Below are 14927 nucleotides of genomic sequence, written 5' to 3'. Positions count from 1 at the left end.
TAAAACAAAATCCCGGCTTTTCTGCCGGCATTTGTCGATAAGTTCTTACAGGAACAGCCGGTCTCCGCCTTGAATTTGTAACAAGAGGAAGGAGTGAGCCGGTATGAAAGTAAGCACCAAAGACAAAATTATTGAATCTGCTGTCATGCTCTTTAACCAAAAAGGATTTTCTGGCACATCTGTCCGTGAAATTGCAAAGTCAGCTGATGTAAATGTTGCGCACATCTCCTACTATTTTAAAGGCAAAGGAGGTTTGATGGAACACTTAGTTTCAGAGTTTTACGAAGGCTACAATAAAACACTTGAAACAGCGGCAGGCAACATCTCTTTTCAAAGCACGCAGGAACAGCTTCTCCAATTGGTTTTCGATATTTTATCCTATCAGCATAACAATCGTCAATTAACTCGGTTTGTCTACCGGGAAGTCACCATTGATTCGACTTTAATAAGAGAAATAATGTCGACGTACCTGATGAAGGAAAAGTATATCTTCCAGCTGATTATTGAGGAAGGAGAAAAACAGCGAGAACATTTAACGCTGCCGCTGCCTCATTTTATTCTTCAATTAAAATCTCTCTTGATGATGCCCTATCTCCAGCCTCAATATATTTCTGAAGTGCTCTATATGCAGCCGCACGAGCCGTACTTTTATAAAATGTATTTTGAAGAAATCAAGATTTGGATCAGAAGCGTATTCCGGACAGGAGACATGCGGTCACAAATTAGCGCAGTTCAGTAAATTTCTCATACGCGTATCCGACATCACCCGCTTGATGGGCATCAGACCCGAATACAAGCGGGATGTTTTTTTGCTTCGCCGCCTCAATCATCCAATCCTCCAGATAAATATCCCCCGCGTATGTTTTTCTCAGACCTGATGTATTAAAGTCGAGCTCCATTCCGTTTTCCTTGACAGCGTTCAGGCACTCAGAAGCAAGTCTGCGAATATGATCGGACATTTTATAAGGAAACAGCCTGATGAATTTTTTAACGAGTGTGATGTGACCGACTCTTTTTGGCTTATAGGCGCCGAGAGATGCTACAATAGAAGAATAAATGCTGCGGTAATACAGTTCATATACAGCTTCGATGCTTCCGCACTCTGAGATCAGCTTTTTAAATGTATGCTCATCATAGTCGAGGCACAGATAGGACGAGCCCGTGCGCAAAAAATGAACGGATAAGATACAGTCATCTAAAAATGGGCCGTATGTATTCAGAAACGATTTGATTTCATCTTCGTATTCAGCAATATAATCGACCTCAAGCCCGGTCCGTATGTCAAGCTGTCCGCGATATTCTTTTTTTAATCCGGAAATTTCATTAATGTAGCGTTCCAAAGAGGCTTGCGCCATTGCGCTGTCTTTTTGCGGTGTCGGATCGGTAAAAGAGGGAGGCAAAGGAGCGTGCTCTGTAAACGTAATTGATTGAAAGCCTTTTTTTATCGCTTCCTCCGCATATTGTCTGAGTGTGTCTGCTGTTCCGTGAGGGCAAAATGGTGTGTGAATATGTCCGTCTCGCTTTAGCATTGGTGTCACCCCATGAAAAAATAGTCAAATCCTGCCGATTTTGCACAAAAAGTTTTTGATTTCTGCTCAAAAAATGTTGGTTACATGGTATCATAATAACAATGAAAACGACAGTTTTTCTCAATACATATCCTGAAATCTTTCTGAATAAATAAAACACCCTGACAGATTAAGGTTAACAGCAAGGGGGCTCATTATGGAGTTTGTCATTGGATTATTAATTGTACTGCTCGCGCTGTTTGCGGCGGGCTACTTTTTCAGGAAAAAAATCTACACGGAAATTGATCGTTTGGAATCTTGGAAGATTGAAATTCTCAATCGATCGATAGTGGAAGAAATGTCCAAAATTAAACATCTGAAAATGACGGGGCAGACAGAAGAGTTCTTTGAAAAATGGCGTGAAGAATGGGATGAGATTGTCACTGCCCATATGCCGAAAGTTGAAGAGCTCCTTTATGATGCCGAAGAATGCGCGGACAAATACCGGTTTAAAAAAGCCAATCAAGTGCTCGTTCATATCGACGATCTCCTGACAGCGGCGGAATCGAACATTGAAAAGATACTCCGGGAAATCAGCAATCTCGTCACAAGTGAAGAAAAGAGCCGCGAAGAGATTGAACAGGTAAGAGAACGCTACTCAAAGTCCCGAAAAAACCTGCTGGCATACAGCCACCTTTACGGAGAGCTTTATGACAGCCTTGAAGCAGATCTTGACGAGATTTGGAGCGGGATCAAACAGTTTGAAGAAGAGACAGAGGGCGGGAACTATATTACTGCAAGAAAAGTTCTCCTTGAGCAGGACCGCAATCTAGAACGGCTTCAGTCGTACATAGATGATGTGCCGAAACTGTTAGCCGACTGCAAGCAGACGCTGCCGGGCCAGATTGCAAAGCTCAAAGACGGATATCGCGAAATGAAAGAGAAAGGGTATAAGCTTGAACATATCCAGATTGATAAGGAACTGGAAAACCTGTCAAATCAGCTGAAACGGGCAGAACATGTTTTGATGACTGAGCTGGATATTGATGAAGCATCTGCCATACTGCAGCTCATAGACGAAAATATTCAATCTGTTTACCAGCAGCTCGAGGGTGAAGTTGAAGCAGGCCAATCTGTGTTAAGCAAAATGCCTGAGCTGATCATTGCTTACGATAAGCTGAAAGAAGAGAAGGAGCAGACAAAGGCGGAAACTGAACTGGTGAAGGAAAGCTACAGACTGACAGCTGGTGAGCTAGGCAAACAGCAGGCCTTTGAAAAGCGCATTGATGAAGTCGGCAAGCTGCTTGCGTCAGTAAAAGATAAGCTGGATGCAGAGCATGTCGCCTACTCTCTTTTAGTTGAAGAGGTCGCATCAATTGAGAAGCAGATTGAAGAAGTGAAAAAAGACCATACGGATTACCGTGAAAAGCTGCAGGCTCTTAGAAAAGAAGAACTGCAGGCGAGAGAGACACTTGGCAATCTGAAAAAAACAATTTCTGAAACAGCAAGACTGCTGAAGACAAGCAACATCCCGGGCATCCCGAGTCATATTCAAGAGATGCTGGAAAACGCGCATCATCACATTCAAGAAACAGTCAATCAATTAAACGAAATTCCTTTAAATATGGAAGAAGCCGGAGCCCATCTGAAACAAGCGGAAGATATCGTGAACAGGGCAAGCCGGGAATCAGAGGAACTGGTAGAGCAGGTTATGCTGATTGAAAAAATCATTCAGTTCGGAAACCGATTCAGAAGCCAGAACCATATTTTATCTGAACAGCTGAAAGAAGCGGAAAGACGGTTTTACGCTTATGATTATGAAGAATCCTATGAAATTGCGGCTGCAGCTGTAGAGAAAGCTGCGCCAGGTGCCGTGAAAAAAATAAAAGCAGATTTATCCGCTTAAATTCAGATCGTAAAAAAGAGCCCGCAGTTTATGAGCGGGCTCTTTTTTATTAAAAAAACGCCTGCGCAGTAACGCAGGCGACCATAACATTAACTTATTTCTTTAAGCTGCTGTTTGGATGTACCGATGAAAAAGGTAAGAATATAGCCGATAATGGCGGCGATGATTCCAGGAATCACCCAGCCGATGCCAAGGCTGTATAGCGGCAGATTGTCATTTAAAAACGTATTTAGAGCTCCGAGCGAAAAGCCTGCTGCTTTTATTCCGTCTAAAATACTGAATAATCCTGTACCGATTAAGCATGCAATGTAAACTTCACGTCTTTCTTTAAAGAGCTTATCAATAAATGAAAGAACGATAATGACAATGGCAAGCGGATAAATAGCTGATAAAATAGGAACTGAAAAAGCGATAATTTGAGCAAGCCCGAAATTAGAAATCATCAGGCTGAATAAAGTGACGATGGTAACGACAACTTTATATGATAACGCAGGGATAAGCTTTGAAAAATATGTGCCGCAAGAAGTGACAAGCCCAACGCTTGTGGTTAAACACGCGACTGTGATAGCTGATCCAAGTACGATATTTCCTAATGAACCGAATAAATAATGGGATGATGCTGATAAAATTTTAGCTCCTTCACCAACAGGCCCGATTGCGTTTGTGCTTGTTGCACCTAGGTAGGCCAGAGAAACATAAATGAATGTCAGCCCTAATGCAGCAATTATTCCGGCTTTAATACAAGCTGCGGCAAGAGCTTTTGATTGTGTAACGCCTCTGCTTTTCACAGCATTTACAACGACAACACCAAATACGATTGAAGCAAGCGCGTCCATTGTTTTGTAGCCTTCCAAAAATCCTTTAAATACCGGTGTTCCTTTATATGCTTCCGTTACTGCACCTAAACCGCCCATAGGCGTGATAATCGCTTTGAGAACAATCACTAAAATAATTGTGAATTTAATTGGAGTAAGAATTTTTCCGATTCGATCCACGACTTTAGTTGGGTTTAGCGCTAAATAGTAAGTAATGCCGAAAAAGATGAGTGTAAAAATTAATAAAGACAGTCTTTCAGGAACGCCAGCCAGAAACGGAACTGCACCAATTTCATAAGAAACGGTTCCTGTTCTCGGGATGGCGAATAATGGTCCGATTGATAAATAAAGCACAACAGTAAATACTGTACCGAATGCAGGGTGAGCTTTATCAGCAAGTCCTTTAGCATCCTTGCCGGTTAATGCGATAGCGATAATTCCGAGAAGAGGCAGACCTACCCCGGTCAGTAAAAATCCGCCGATGGCTTTCCAGACATTGTGTCCGGCTGCTTGTCCAAGTTCCGGCGGATAAATCATATTTCCTGCTCCAAAGAATAGCGCAAATAGCATGAAACCAATAATAATGGTATCTTTGACAGGCAGTGAGTGTTTCATGAAAATCCTCCTAATAATTATGTTAAAATATTCTGTCAATTAATTGTCAGATAATATGACGAAACGAACAAATCTTATTATATGGTAAAAAATTTAGAAGTCAATACTAGCTTTTTGTAATTTTCTATTAAATTTTGTTATGGTAACATAAATATCATACCTTGTACCGCTTTCATAAAGGAGTAAAAAAAGATGATATATTTAGATAATAGTTCAACGACCAAACCGTATAATGAAGTCTTGAACGTTTATGAACAGACTAGCAGCCGATATTTTGGCAATCCTTCATCTTTGCACCGATATGGAGCCGAAACGGAACAGCTGCTTCAGGCAGCCAAAAATCAAATAAAAAGAGCCTTGGGCCTAAAGAATTATGATATTGTATTTACGTCAGGTGCTACAGAAGCTAATAATGTGGCTTTAAAAGGAGCCGCTTTGTCAAAGATAAAAACAGGCAAACATATCATTGCCACTTCTATCGAACATCCGTCCGTTACTGAATCTTTGGAGCAGCTGACAGAGCTATTCGGGTTTGAAGTAACTTATCTTTCAGTAAATGAAGATGGATTTGTGTCCATTAAGGAACTGAAAGATGCGATTCGGCCGGATACCGTGCTTGTCAGCATGATGCATGTGAACAATGAAGTTGGCTCCGTGCAGCCGATTGAAGAGGCCGGAGAAGTGCTGAAGCAGTATCCGAACATTCTGTTTCACGTCGATTATGTGCAAGGCATCTTTAAAGTTCCCTTGGCGATCGAGAATGCCAGCATTGATCTTTGTTCCATATCCGGCCATAAATTCCACGGACTGAAGGGGACAGGTGCACTTTTAGTAAAGGAAGGAACGCGTCTTATCCCGCTGATAACAGGCGGCTCTCAGCAAAAAGGCATACGTGCAGGAACCGAGCATACAGCAGGTGCGGTTTCACTGGCCAAAGCCATCAATCTTGCGGCTGATGATTATCATCATCACCTTGAACAAATGGCGGCCGCAAAGGAATTGTTTATGAAAAGGCTGAGTGATTCAGACGGTGTGGTCTTAAATACGCCTCAATTCAATAGCGCTCCGCATATCATTAATTTTTCTGTGCCGGGCATAAAAGCGGAGGTGCTTTTGCACATGCTGGAGGAAAAGGATATATTCGTTTCAACGACATCAGCCTGCTCGGCAAAGGAACATAAACCGAGCAAAGTCCTGTTACAGATGGGCAAGGGAGAGCAGATCGCCGGAAGCAGCATCAGAATCAGCTTAAACTACAGCCAGACAAGCGATGTGACAGAGCCATTTATGAACGCGCTTGTGCCTGGCATCAAAAAACTAAAAAAAATGATGAGGTAGAACATGAATTACGATCATATATTAATTCGTTTTGGGGAGATATCAACCAAAGGAAAAAACAGAAAAAGCTTTATTGAACGTTTAAAGCAAAACGTCAGGCTTGTCCTGAAAGACTATCCGACATTAAAATACTTTTCTAATCGGGATCGTATGACGATTACATTAAATGGAGTGGACCCTGAGGCTCTTTTTCCACATTTGAAACAGGTGTTTGGCATTCAAAGCTTCAGTCTGGCCATTAAGTGTGAGAGCCGCCTTGATGATATTAAGACAACTGCCCTGCAGGCGATCAAGGATCAATATCAGCCTGGTGATACGTTTAAAGTCGCGACAAAGAGAGCGTATAAACAGTTTGAATTAGATACGAATGAAATGAACGCTGAAATCGGCGGCCATATTTTGCGAAATACAGAAGGGCTGACAGTTGATGTCCGCAATCCAGACATTCCGCTCAGAATTGAAATCAGGGAGGAAGCAACCTTTTTGACGATTCGCAATGAAAAAGGCGCCGGCGGACTTCCTGTCGGTTCAGCAGGGAAAGCGATGCTGATGCTTTCCGGCGGTTTTGACAGCCCGGTAGCCGGTTTTTACGCAATGAAAAGAGGACTCTCAGTAGAAGCTGTCCATTTCTTCAGCCCGCCATACACAAGCGAACGTGCGAAACAAAAAGTGATGGACTTAGCGAAGTGTCTGTCTCGCTTCGGAGGAAGCATGACGCTTCATATCGTTCCGTTTACAAAGACGCAAGAGCTGATCCAAAAACAAATTCCTGAAAACTATACGATGACGGCAACCCGCCGCTTAATGCTTCAAATTGCCGACAGAATCAGAGAAAAAAGAAACGGGCTCGCCATTATTACGGGGGAAAGCCTCGGACAGGTAGCAAGCCAGACGCTTGAAAGCATGTACGCGATTAATGCGGTTACGTCTACACCGATTCTGCGTCCGTTAATCGCCATGGATAAAACAGAAATCATCGAAATATCACGGGAAATCGGCACATACGAAACAAGCATCCAGCCATTTGAAGATTGCTGCACGATCTTTACGCCGCCAAGTCCGAAAACACGCCCGAAAAAAGAAAAAATCGAACACTTTGAGAGCTTTGTGGATTTTGAACCGCTGATTCAAGAGGCGGTTGATCACATTGAAACAATGACATTATATAGCGAACAAGAAGCAAACGACAAATTCGCAGAACTCTTTTAACTAAGAGCCGGCTCCTGTATACAATTACCAAAGATTTTCTGTATGAAGCCATGTGTTTTAACACATTCTATACTCACAAGGAGGTGAGACACATGGCTAACAATAACTCAGGTAACAGCAACAACCTTTTAGTACCAGGAGCTGCTCAAGCTATCGACCAAATGAAATTGGAAATCGCTTCTGAATTCGGTGTAAACCTTGGAGCAGAAACAACTTCTCGCGCTAACGGTTCTGTTGGAGGAGAGATCACAAAACGTCTTGTATCTTTTGCTCAACAAAACATGGGCGGAGGACAATTCTAATTTACAATTTCACATAATGGCTTAGGAGTGGGGTTTTTCCCCACTCTTTTTCGTTTTTTTATAAAAAAGGACCACCGGCCTATAAAAACCGATGTTTAGGGAGCTTGTTTTTAGGCATATCCTTACGGAAACGGCATGTATTTATGTATAATGGGTGGAGAAAGTGAGGAGTTGTTCGTGTTGAAACGAGAAGATTTAATTGCCCCAATGGAATACAATTTAGTTAATGAAATCGAAAAGTTCAGTGCAACTGGACAAAAAACCGCCCTATTATGGGAGGATGAATCGGGCAAACAAAAATCATGGTCGTATGAAAAGCTTATGGAAGAAACAAATAAAATCGGTGCGGCTCTGGCTGATCTTGGATTTAAAAAGGGAGATAAACTGATTGTAATGGTGCCGCGTGTGCTCGAAGCCTATGCCGTTTATCTGGCTATCCTGAAATCGGGAATGGTCGTTATTCCTTGTTCTGAAATGCTTCGTGCGAAAGATCTTGAATACCGGATTGAACATGCCGAAGTGAAAGGCGCTATTGTTTATTCTGCATTTATTGGCGCTTTCCGTGATGTCAGTACTGCAGACCGCCTGATTAAACTTTCTATTGGCGAAAATGATGCCGGATGGAAAAATCTATTAACGATTGATGCGGATGGAAGCCGTTTTCAAACTGCTGATACAACAAGAGAAGACATGGCGTTCTTGTCTTATACTTCCGGAACAACGGGACAGCCGAAAGGTGTTGTACATACACATGGATGGGCATTTGCTCATTTAAAAACATCAGCCGGCGCTTGGCTTGATATTTCTGAACAGGATACCGTATGGGCGACTGCTGCGCCAGGCTGGCAAAAATGGGTGTGGAGTCCGCTATTGGCGGTACTCGGAAGCGGAGCAACAGGTTTTGTGTATCAAGGCAGATTCAAAGCTGAAAAATATTTAGAGCTTTTAAACCGCTACAAAATCAATGTCTTCTGCTGTACGCCGACGGAATACCGTTTAATGGCAAAGGTAGAAGGCTTAGATAGCTACGATCTTTCAGCTCTGCACAGCGCTGTTTCAGCCGGTGAGCCGCTCAACCGCGAAGTGATTGACGTGTTCCAAAAGCATTTCGGCGTCAAGGTCAGAGACGGGTACGGCCAAACAGAAAGCACGCTTTTAGTCGGTGTCTTAAAGGATATGGATATTAAACCGGGAAGCATGGGAAAACCGACACCGGGAAATCAGGTGGAGGTCATCAATGAAGACGGTGAAATCTGCAAAACTGGTGAGGTTGGCGATATCGCTGTTCACCTCAGCACCCCGGCGCTCTTTAAAGAATATTTTAAAGATCCGGACAGAATGAAAACACAAATTCGCGGCGATTATTTCCTGACAGGAGACAGAGCAAGAAAAGATGAGGATGGTTACTTCTGGTTTGAAAGCCGGAATGACGATATCATTATCAGCTCCGGCTACACGATCGGGCCATTCGAAGTGGAAGATGCGCTCGTGAAGCACCCTGAAGTCAAAGAATGTGCTGTCGTCGCAAGCCCTGATGAAATAAGAGGCTCCATCGTTAAAGCATACGTTGTCCTGCAAGATCACGAAAAACGCAGTGATGAGCTTGTCAAAGTTCTGCAAAATCATGTGAAGACCATTACCGCTCCATACAAATATCCAAGAGAGATTGAATTTGTCGAAAGCCTGCCGAAAACGGCTTCTGCAAAAATCAGACGAGTGGAATTAAGAAAACGTGAAGAACAGCTTAAAGCCAATAAAAAGGCGTAAAGAAAGAGAGTGAACGTGAATGAAGGCGATATGGCACGGCGGTTTCATTTATACGATGCTCGAAGAAGGCCACCAAACAGAGGCTGTTTATGTTGAGGATGGTGTCATAAAAGGCACCGGCAGCTATGAGAGTCTGAAGAAGAAATACAGTTCACCGGAAACAAAAGACATCAGCTTGAACGGAGCAGTCATGTTTCCCGGGTTTGTGGACAGCCATTTACATTTGATCGGGCACGGAGAAAAACAGCTCCAGCTTGATCTGTCTTCGTTTACATCTCAAGAAGCTGTGCTGCAGGCTGCGAAGGCAAGAGAAGAGAGCCTGTCTGAAGACGATTGGCTCATTGGAGAGGGCTGGAATGAAAATCAATTCGAGAAGCCGGCTTATTTGACGAAGCATGACCTTGATCCTTTATTCCCGGACAGGCCCGTCCTGCTCAAGAGGGTATGCAGGCATGCAATAGCGGTCAATTCTGCGGCGCTGCAAGCCGCAGGAATTTCAAAAGCCACTCCTCATCCCGATGGCGGAGTGATTGGCAGAGATGCAGACGGCGAGCCGACGGGGCTTCTGTTTGATAAGGCGCAGGATCTGGTCCTGCAAGCCGTTCCGCCTGTATCTCAGCACTATGTTGATCAGGCGCTTACAGCGGCCATTCAGGATTGCTGGACAAAAGGCCTGACAGGCGGCCATTCGGAAGATTTGTCTTATTACGGCGATGTGTCCGTTCCGATGAAAGCTTATGAGACGGCTGCGGCAAGCGGAAAGTATCCGTTTCGCTGTCATTTGCTCGTTCATCATGAAGCGGTTGATCGGTGGGAGCAAATGAAGAAGCCGTCTGGCCCGTACGTTGAATTCGGTGCGATGAAACTATTTTCTGATGGAGCGCTTGGCGGGAGAACAGCTTTGTTAAAAGAACCGTATCATGACGATCCTTCCACAAACGGTGTTCAAGTCCATGATGATGAAACACTCAGCCGCCTCGTTCAAAAAGCGAGAGAGAAAGGAATGGAGGTTGCCGTCCATGCCATCGGCGACCTTGCCTTTGAAAAAGTGCTGCAGGCTGTCGAGCAGCATCCGCCAAAAAGCGGCCGGCATGATCGCCTGATCCATGCTCAGGTGCTGAATGATGAGCTGATTGAAAAAGCAGCACGCATGCCGATTGCTCTTGATCTTCAGCCTCATTTTGTCGCCAGTGATTTTCCGTGGGTGATTGACCGTCTTGGAGAAGACCGTATGAAAACAGCTTTTGCTTGGAAAACACTGATCTCTAAAGGCATTTTATGTGCAGGGGGTTCTGATGCTCCGATTGAGCCTGTTGAGCCGCTTCTCGGCATTCAGTCTGCGGTGCTCCGGACAAGCAGCCGCGAACAGAACGGTCCGAGCTATAACGAAAGCGAGTGTTTAACAGTATATGAAGCTATCAGGCTTTATACAGCAGGAAGTGCTGAGATCATTTACAAAGAGCAGACACGAGGGAAAATAGCCGAAGGGTATGACGCGGATTTTACCGTTCTCAGTGAAGATCCGTTTACAATTGACCCGAAACAGCTTCATCTTTTAAAGATAGAAAAAACCGTTATCAACGGTCAGATTGTATATGAGAATCAACAGTAAAAAGGACAGGCGGATAGCCTGTCCTTTTCTTTTTCTATAAAAATGTCCGTTTTACTTTCTCCCAAAATGAATTGTCCTTTAGTTTCACTGTTTTTATTTTTTTATCAGACAGCTTGATTTCAATCGTTTTCACGTTTCTTGTGCTGAGTGCTTCATTGTCCAAACCGATAATCGGGTGTTCATTTCCGGCTTGCACCACACGAAGCGTCAGCTTTCGTTCAGAGCTGAGGACAAACGGAGAGCCTAGGGTGCGGTAGGTATTATTGTTAAGCGAAGCAAGCTCCGTCACCTGCATGCAGGGAAGCAGCGGATCAACGACAGCTCCGGCCACAGACTTATTATAAGCCGTGCTGCCTGTAGGCGTGGAAATAATCATCCCGTCTCCTCTGAACGTTTCGAAGTGCAGATCGTCAATCAGCACATCCATCACAAAGGTTTTAATTATGCTCGAACGAATGGAAACTTCGTTTAAACAATGAAAAGGACTGGTCTGATCCACTGTCACTTCAATCAGCGGATATTTTCTGACCTCAATTTGTTCAAACGTCATCGCATCCACCATTTTTTCATGCTCATCACTATTAAAATCACAGTATAAATGAGCTTTCCCCTTTTTGGTGATGCCGACGTATAAGCAGTCATCACGGAAATTCGTCTTTCTGACCGCCTGCAAAAATGTACCGTCTCCGCCTACACTGGCAATAATATTGGCGTCAGAAGGCTGATTGACAACAGTAAATCCGTTCTCTTCAGCCAATTGTGTTAAGGAGCTGACTTGTTTGTTTGTTTCCTGGTCCTGTTTGTGAAAAAAATAAACATTACGGCGATGATCGGTCATATCCCATTTCCCCTTTGCTGTCATATTTAAGTTTTTCTGCCATCCAGTATTTGTGATAAAATACCTTTGGTCATAAGTGTACCACGTTTGCCGGCAGCCCGTTAAGCCGGAGCTTTCTCATCAATGAAACATTTTTTCATTTGAATCGTATAATGAGAGAGTTTGGGAAAAAGGAGGAGAAAAAATGAATGCAAAAAGATGGATCGCATTAGTGATCGCCCTTGGAATTTTTGGCGTGTCCATCATCGTCAGTATCTCAATGAGTTTCTTTGAAAGTGTCAAGGGTGCTCAAACAGACCTTACGTCACTGACAGATGAATCCCAGGAAGTGACGCTTGAAAACGGAAGCCTTTCCAGCAAAATCGCCGTTTTGGAGGTCAGCGGCACCATTCAGGATAATGGTGATTCAAGCAGTCTGCTCGGTTCAGACGGGTATAACCACCGAACATTCTTAAAAAACCTTGAGCAGGCAAAAGAGGATGATGCGGTAAAAGGGATCGTACTCAAGGTAAACTCTCCGGGAGGCGGAGTGTATGAAAGCGCCGAAATACATAAAAAACTGGAAGAGGTAAAAAAAGAAACAAAAAAACCAATCTATGTGTCAATGGGATCGATGGCAGCTTCCGGAGGTTATTATATCTCAACAGCTGCCGATAAAATTTTTGCGACACCGGAAACCCTGACAGGATCTCTTGGGGTTATCATGGAGAGCGTGAATTACTCAAAGCTGGCTGATAAGCTCGGCATCTCTTTTGAGACCATTAAAAGCGGGGCTCACAAGGACATTATGTCTCCTTCCCGTGAGATGACAAAAGAAGAAAAAAATATCATGCAATCTATGGTTGATAACTCCTATGAAGGCTTTGTCGATGTCATTTCAGAAGGCCGCGGCATATCGAAAGCGGAAGTAAAGAAAATCGCGGACGGACGCGTGTATGACGGGCGGCAGGCGAAAAAACTGAATCTTGTGGATGAACTCGGATTTTATGATGATACAATTGCGGCCATGAAAAAGGACCATAAAAACTTGAAAAACGCTTCTGTCGTCTCTTACGAGGAAAGCTTCGGATTAGGCTCTCTGTTTACCATGGGAGCGAACAAAATGTTTAAAAGTGAAATTGATTTTCTGAATATGAGAGAAGTTCTTTCACAATCCGGTTCGCCGAGAATGATGTATCTCTATGCGAAGTAGGAGGGATCAATAATGGATGCGACATATGAAGAGCTAGAGCGCAGCGACATCGCAGGCCCGGATCAAGCGGAACAGCTCACACACGCATATGCGGGCTTTTGGGTCCGTTTTTGGGCTTTCCTGTTTGATTGGCTCGTTGTGTGGGGGTTAAACCATTTAATCGTTTCTCCCATCTTTACTTTACTGGATCTGCCGAAAACATCCGGCATGTTTACCATCTCAGCGTACAGCATCACAACGCTTTTCGTTTATCTGGCATATTTTGCGCTGATGACCAAATACTTCAGGCAAACGCTCGGAAAAATGGTGTTCGGCCTCAAAGTAATTTCTGTCAAGCAGGGCCATAAGCTGACATGGAGCACTGTGATTTTCCGTGAAGTGGTCGGGCGGTATATTGATAAGATTTGGATTTTATATATCGTCGTCGCTTTTTCTCCTAAAAAACAGGGGATTCACGATTACATTGCTGATACAACTGTGGTGCACGAAAAATTATATCGTAAATAACAGCTAAACCCGGACCCCGTCCGGGTTTATTTTTTGCTGAATGGGCGATAATGCTTCCTAGAGGAAGTGAAGAATATGGTATATGTGCTGTCAGCCATTCTTATTCTTATAGGTATCGTGCTGCTTCTCAGAATGAAAATTCATGTTGCCGCGGAGTATCTTCATGCTGAGGATAATGACAAAATAACTTTGAAAATTACAACGCTGTTTGGCCTGGTTCGGATTAAAAAAACAATTCCGGCGATTAAGGTGAACAAAGATGACGGAACAGTCGATATCAGACAGAACACAAAATCGAAAGTGAAAAAAAGCAGCAGCAAGAAAAAAATTACGTTTGATGATGTGCAGCAAAGCATCAATAAAATTGAAATGCTTCTGCATCATGTCACTAAGTTAAGGAAAATCAGCGCCTCTTTTATGGCGCATTTGCATATCACAAAACTCGAATGGATCACAGTTGTCGGGGTTCATGACGCAGCGGTGACAGGTGTGTTAACGGGTGCCGTATGGGGAGTCAAAGGCGGTATCGCAGCTATGCTTCATGACCATTTAGACTTTGTGAACAAGCCTGTTTATGAAGTGATTCCATCGTTTCAAGTCCCTGTTTCCAAGACCCATTTTCAGTGTATATTCTTTTTTCGCTTTGGACATGCTATGCTTGCAGCTTTCAAATTCGTCAAATACGGACGGGAGCTTTCTGTATTAAAGAAAAATCCGTCGGCTCGAATGACTTCAAAGAATGATTCATCAGTTTAAGGAGGAAGCGTATATGGCAGACCATCCCATCCAAGGTTTAATGAAAACCGCAATGGAAAACTTGAAGGAAATGATTGATGTTAACACAATCATCGGGGATCCGGTTGAAACACCGGATGGAAGCGTGATTTTAACCGTTTCTAAAGTCGGATTCGGATTCGCCGCAGGCGGCAGCGAGTTTGGCGGCAAGCCGGCTGAGAAAAAATCGGAAGACGATGAAACAAGAGAACAAAAACTGCCCTTCGGAGGCGGAAGCGGAGGCGGTGTGTCCATTACGCCGATCGCGTTTTTAATTGTCGGTTCGACTGGCATCAGAATGCTTCATTTAGATGAAAATACTCATTTGATTGAGAAAATTCTAGACGCAGCCCCTCAAACACTGGAACGCATACAGCAAATGTTTAAGAAAAATAACAAGAATCAAAACCAAGGCCAAAATCAAAACCAAATGAACAATATGAATTATTAAAGAAGGGTTAACTGCGGCGGCCGCAGTTAACTTTTTTTTGGCATAAACTTTGCAGTTTGCAAGAAACTTTACTATGATAGAGACATACATACG

14 protein-coding genes are annotated in these 14927 nt (G+C 43.5%); 11 read left to right on the top strand and 3 right to left on the bottom strand.

The genetic code is table 11. The features are described 5' to 3' along the window. Window positions 1-103 precede the first annotated feature (103 nt). The gene (refZ, locus tag WA325_RS06730) at window positions 104-739 is read left to right on the top strand and encodes a transcriptional regulator RefZ (RefSeq protein ID WP_010335311.1); all 636 of its coding nucleotides are present in this window, start codon (window positions 104-106) and stop codon (window positions 737-739) included. On the opposite strand, the gene hisJ is transcribed toward refZ, so the two are convergent. Then, a complete protein-coding gene (gene hisJ, locus WA325_RS06725) occupies window positions 723-1529 on the bottom strand; it encodes a histidinol-phosphatase HisJ (RefSeq protein ID WP_105953392.1) in 807 nt (268 codons plus the stop codon). The two genes, refZ and hisJ, sit on opposite strands and share 17 nt — an antisense overlap. 196 nt (window positions 1530-1725) lie before the next feature. Between hisJ and ezrA the strand changes: the two genes are divergently transcribed. Continuing rightward, entirely contained in the window at window positions 1726-3414 is a 1689-nt protein-coding gene (gene ezrA / locus WA325_RS06720) for a septation ring formation regulator EzrA (protein ID WP_044153843.1), read from the top strand. A gap of 89 nt (window positions 3415-3503) precedes the next feature. Here ezrA and brnQ read toward each other — a convergent pair whose 3' ends face one another. Further along, complete coding sequence (gene brnQ / locus WA325_RS06715) at window positions 3504-4844, bottom strand: branched-chain amino acid transport system II carrier protein (RefSeq protein WP_095714206.1); 1341 nt, start codon at window positions 4842-4844, stop codon at window positions 3504-3506. Window positions 4845-5036: 192 nt separating this feature from the next. Here brnQ and WA325_RS06710 point away from each other — a divergent pair, with 192 nt between their 5' ends. The 5 genes from WA325_RS06710 (at window position 5037) to WA325_RS06690 (ending at window position 11072) form a co-directional block, all read left to right on the top strand. Continuing rightward, window positions 5037-6182: a cysteine desulfurase family protein gene (locus WA325_RS06710; protein WP_336183355.1), complete on the top strand. Its 1146-nt coding sequence runs from the start codon at window positions 5037-5039 to the stop codon at window positions 6180-6182. Between the two features lie 3 nt (window positions 6183-6185). Then, entirely contained in the window at window positions 6186-7391 is a 1206-nt protein-coding gene (gene thiI / locus WA325_RS06705; RefSeq protein ID WP_024122498.1) for a tRNA uracil 4-sulfurtransferase ThiI, read from the top strand. A 92-nt stretch (window positions 7392-7483) separates the two neighbouring features. Continuing rightward, complete coding sequence (sspA, locus tag WA325_RS06700; protein WP_014114778.1) at window positions 7484-7693, top strand: alpha type acid-soluble spore protein SspA; 210 nt, start codon at window positions 7484-7486, stop codon at window positions 7691-7693. A gap of 177 nt (window positions 7694-7870) precedes the next feature. Then, window positions 7871-9460 (top strand): acyl-CoA synthetase MbcS, encoded by a 1590-nt coding sequence (gene mbcS / locus WA325_RS06695; protein WP_336183354.1) that lies wholly within the window; start codon window positions 7871-7873, stop codon window positions 9458-9460. 19 nt (window positions 9461-9479) lie between these two features. Next, on the top strand, window positions 9480-11072 hold the full coding sequence (locus WA325_RS06690; RefSeq protein ID WP_336183353.1) for an amidohydrolase: 1593 nt from the start codon (window positions 9480-9482) through the stop codon (window positions 11070-11072). 34 nt (window positions 11073-11106) lie between these two features. Here WA325_RS06690 and WA325_RS06685 read toward each other — a convergent pair whose 3' ends face one another. Beyond that, the gene (locus WA325_RS06685; RefSeq protein WP_024122495.1) at window positions 11107-11910 is read right to left on the bottom strand and encodes an NAD kinase; all 804 of its coding nucleotides are present in this window, start codon (window positions 11908-11910) and stop codon (window positions 11107-11109) included. A 184-nt stretch (window positions 11911-12094) separates the two neighbouring features. On the opposite strand from WA325_RS06685, the gene sppA reads away from it, so the two are divergent. From sppA to ytfJ, 4 genes are all read left to right on the top strand, one after another. Next, entirely contained in the window at window positions 12095-13102 is a 1008-nt protein-coding gene (gene sppA / locus WA325_RS06680) for a signal peptide peptidase SppA (protein ID WP_044153849.1), read from the top strand. Window positions 13103-13114: 12 nt separating this feature from the next. Beyond that, window positions 13115-13609, top strand: a complete 495-nt coding sequence (locus tag WA325_RS06675; RefSeq protein ID WP_202852602.1) for an RDD family protein — start codon at window positions 13115-13117, stop codon at window positions 13607-13609. A 75-nt stretch (window positions 13610-13684) separates the two neighbouring features. Next, the gene (locus WA325_RS06670) at window positions 13685-14365 is read left to right on the top strand and encodes a DUF2953 domain-containing protein (RefSeq protein WP_105953399.1); all 681 of its coding nucleotides are present in this window, start codon (window positions 13685-13687) and stop codon (window positions 14363-14365) included. 13 nt (window positions 14366-14378) lie between these two features. Continuing rightward, the gene (ytfJ, locus tag WA325_RS06665; protein WP_024122491.1) at window positions 14379-14834 is read left to right on the top strand and encodes a GerW family sporulation protein; all 456 of its coding nucleotides are present in this window, start codon (window positions 14379-14381) and stop codon (window positions 14832-14834) included. Window positions 14835-14927: the final 93 nt, after the last annotated feature.

Source organism: Bacillus sp. 205(2023) (assembly GCF_037027485.1).
In the GTDB taxonomy this organism is placed as follows: Bacteria; Bacillota; Bacilli; order Bacillales; family Bacillaceae; genus Bacillus; species Bacillus halotolerans.
Note: the sequence above shows the minus strand (reverse complement) of the source record. Positions and strands in the feature narration are given on the sequence as shown.

Coding starts and splice junctions, on each gene's coding strand:
- refZ (WP_010335311.1), top strand. CDS start 104: ATGAAAGTAAGCACCAAAGACAAAATTATTGAATCTGCTGTCATGCTC.
- hisJ (WP_105953392.1), bottom strand. CDS start 1,529: ATGCTAAAGCGAGACGGACATATTCACACACCATTTTGCCCTCACGGA.
- ezrA (WP_044153843.1), top strand. CDS start 1,726: ATGGAGTTTGTCATTGGATTATTAATTGTACTGCTCGCGCTGTTTGCG.
- brnQ (WP_095714206.1), bottom strand. CDS start 4,844: ATGAAACACTCACTGCCTGTCAAAGATACCATTATTATTGGTTTCATG.
- WA325_RS06710 (WP_336183355.1), top strand. CDS start 5,037: ATGATATATTTAGATAATAGTTCAACGACCAAACCGTATAATGAAGTC.
- thiI (WP_024122498.1), top strand. CDS start 6,186: ATGAATTACGATCATATATTAATTCGTTTTGGGGAGATATCAACCAAA.
- sspA (WP_014114778.1), top strand. CDS start 7,484: ATGGCTAACAATAACTCAGGTAACAGCAACAACCTTTTAGTACCAGGA.
- WA325_RS06690 (WP_336183353.1), top strand. CDS start 9,480: ATGAAGGCGATATGGCACGGCGGTTTCATTTATACGATGCTCGAAGAA.
- WA325_RS06685 (WP_024122495.1), bottom strand. CDS start 11,910: ATGACCGATCATCGCCGTAATGTTTATTTTTTTCACAAACAGGACCAG.
- sppA (WP_044153849.1), top strand. CDS start 12,095: ATGAATGCAAAAAGATGGATCGCATTAGTGATCGCCCTTGGAATTTTT.
- WA325_RS06675 (WP_202852602.1), top strand. CDS start 13,115: ATGGATGCGACATATGAAGAGCTAGAGCGCAGCGACATCGCAGGCCCG.
- WA325_RS06670 (WP_105953399.1), top strand. CDS start 13,685: ATGGTATATGTGCTGTCAGCCATTCTTATTCTTATAGGTATCGTGCTG.
- ytfJ (WP_024122491.1), top strand. CDS start 14,379: ATGGCAGACCATCCCATCCAAGGTTTAATGAAAACCGCAATGGAAAAC.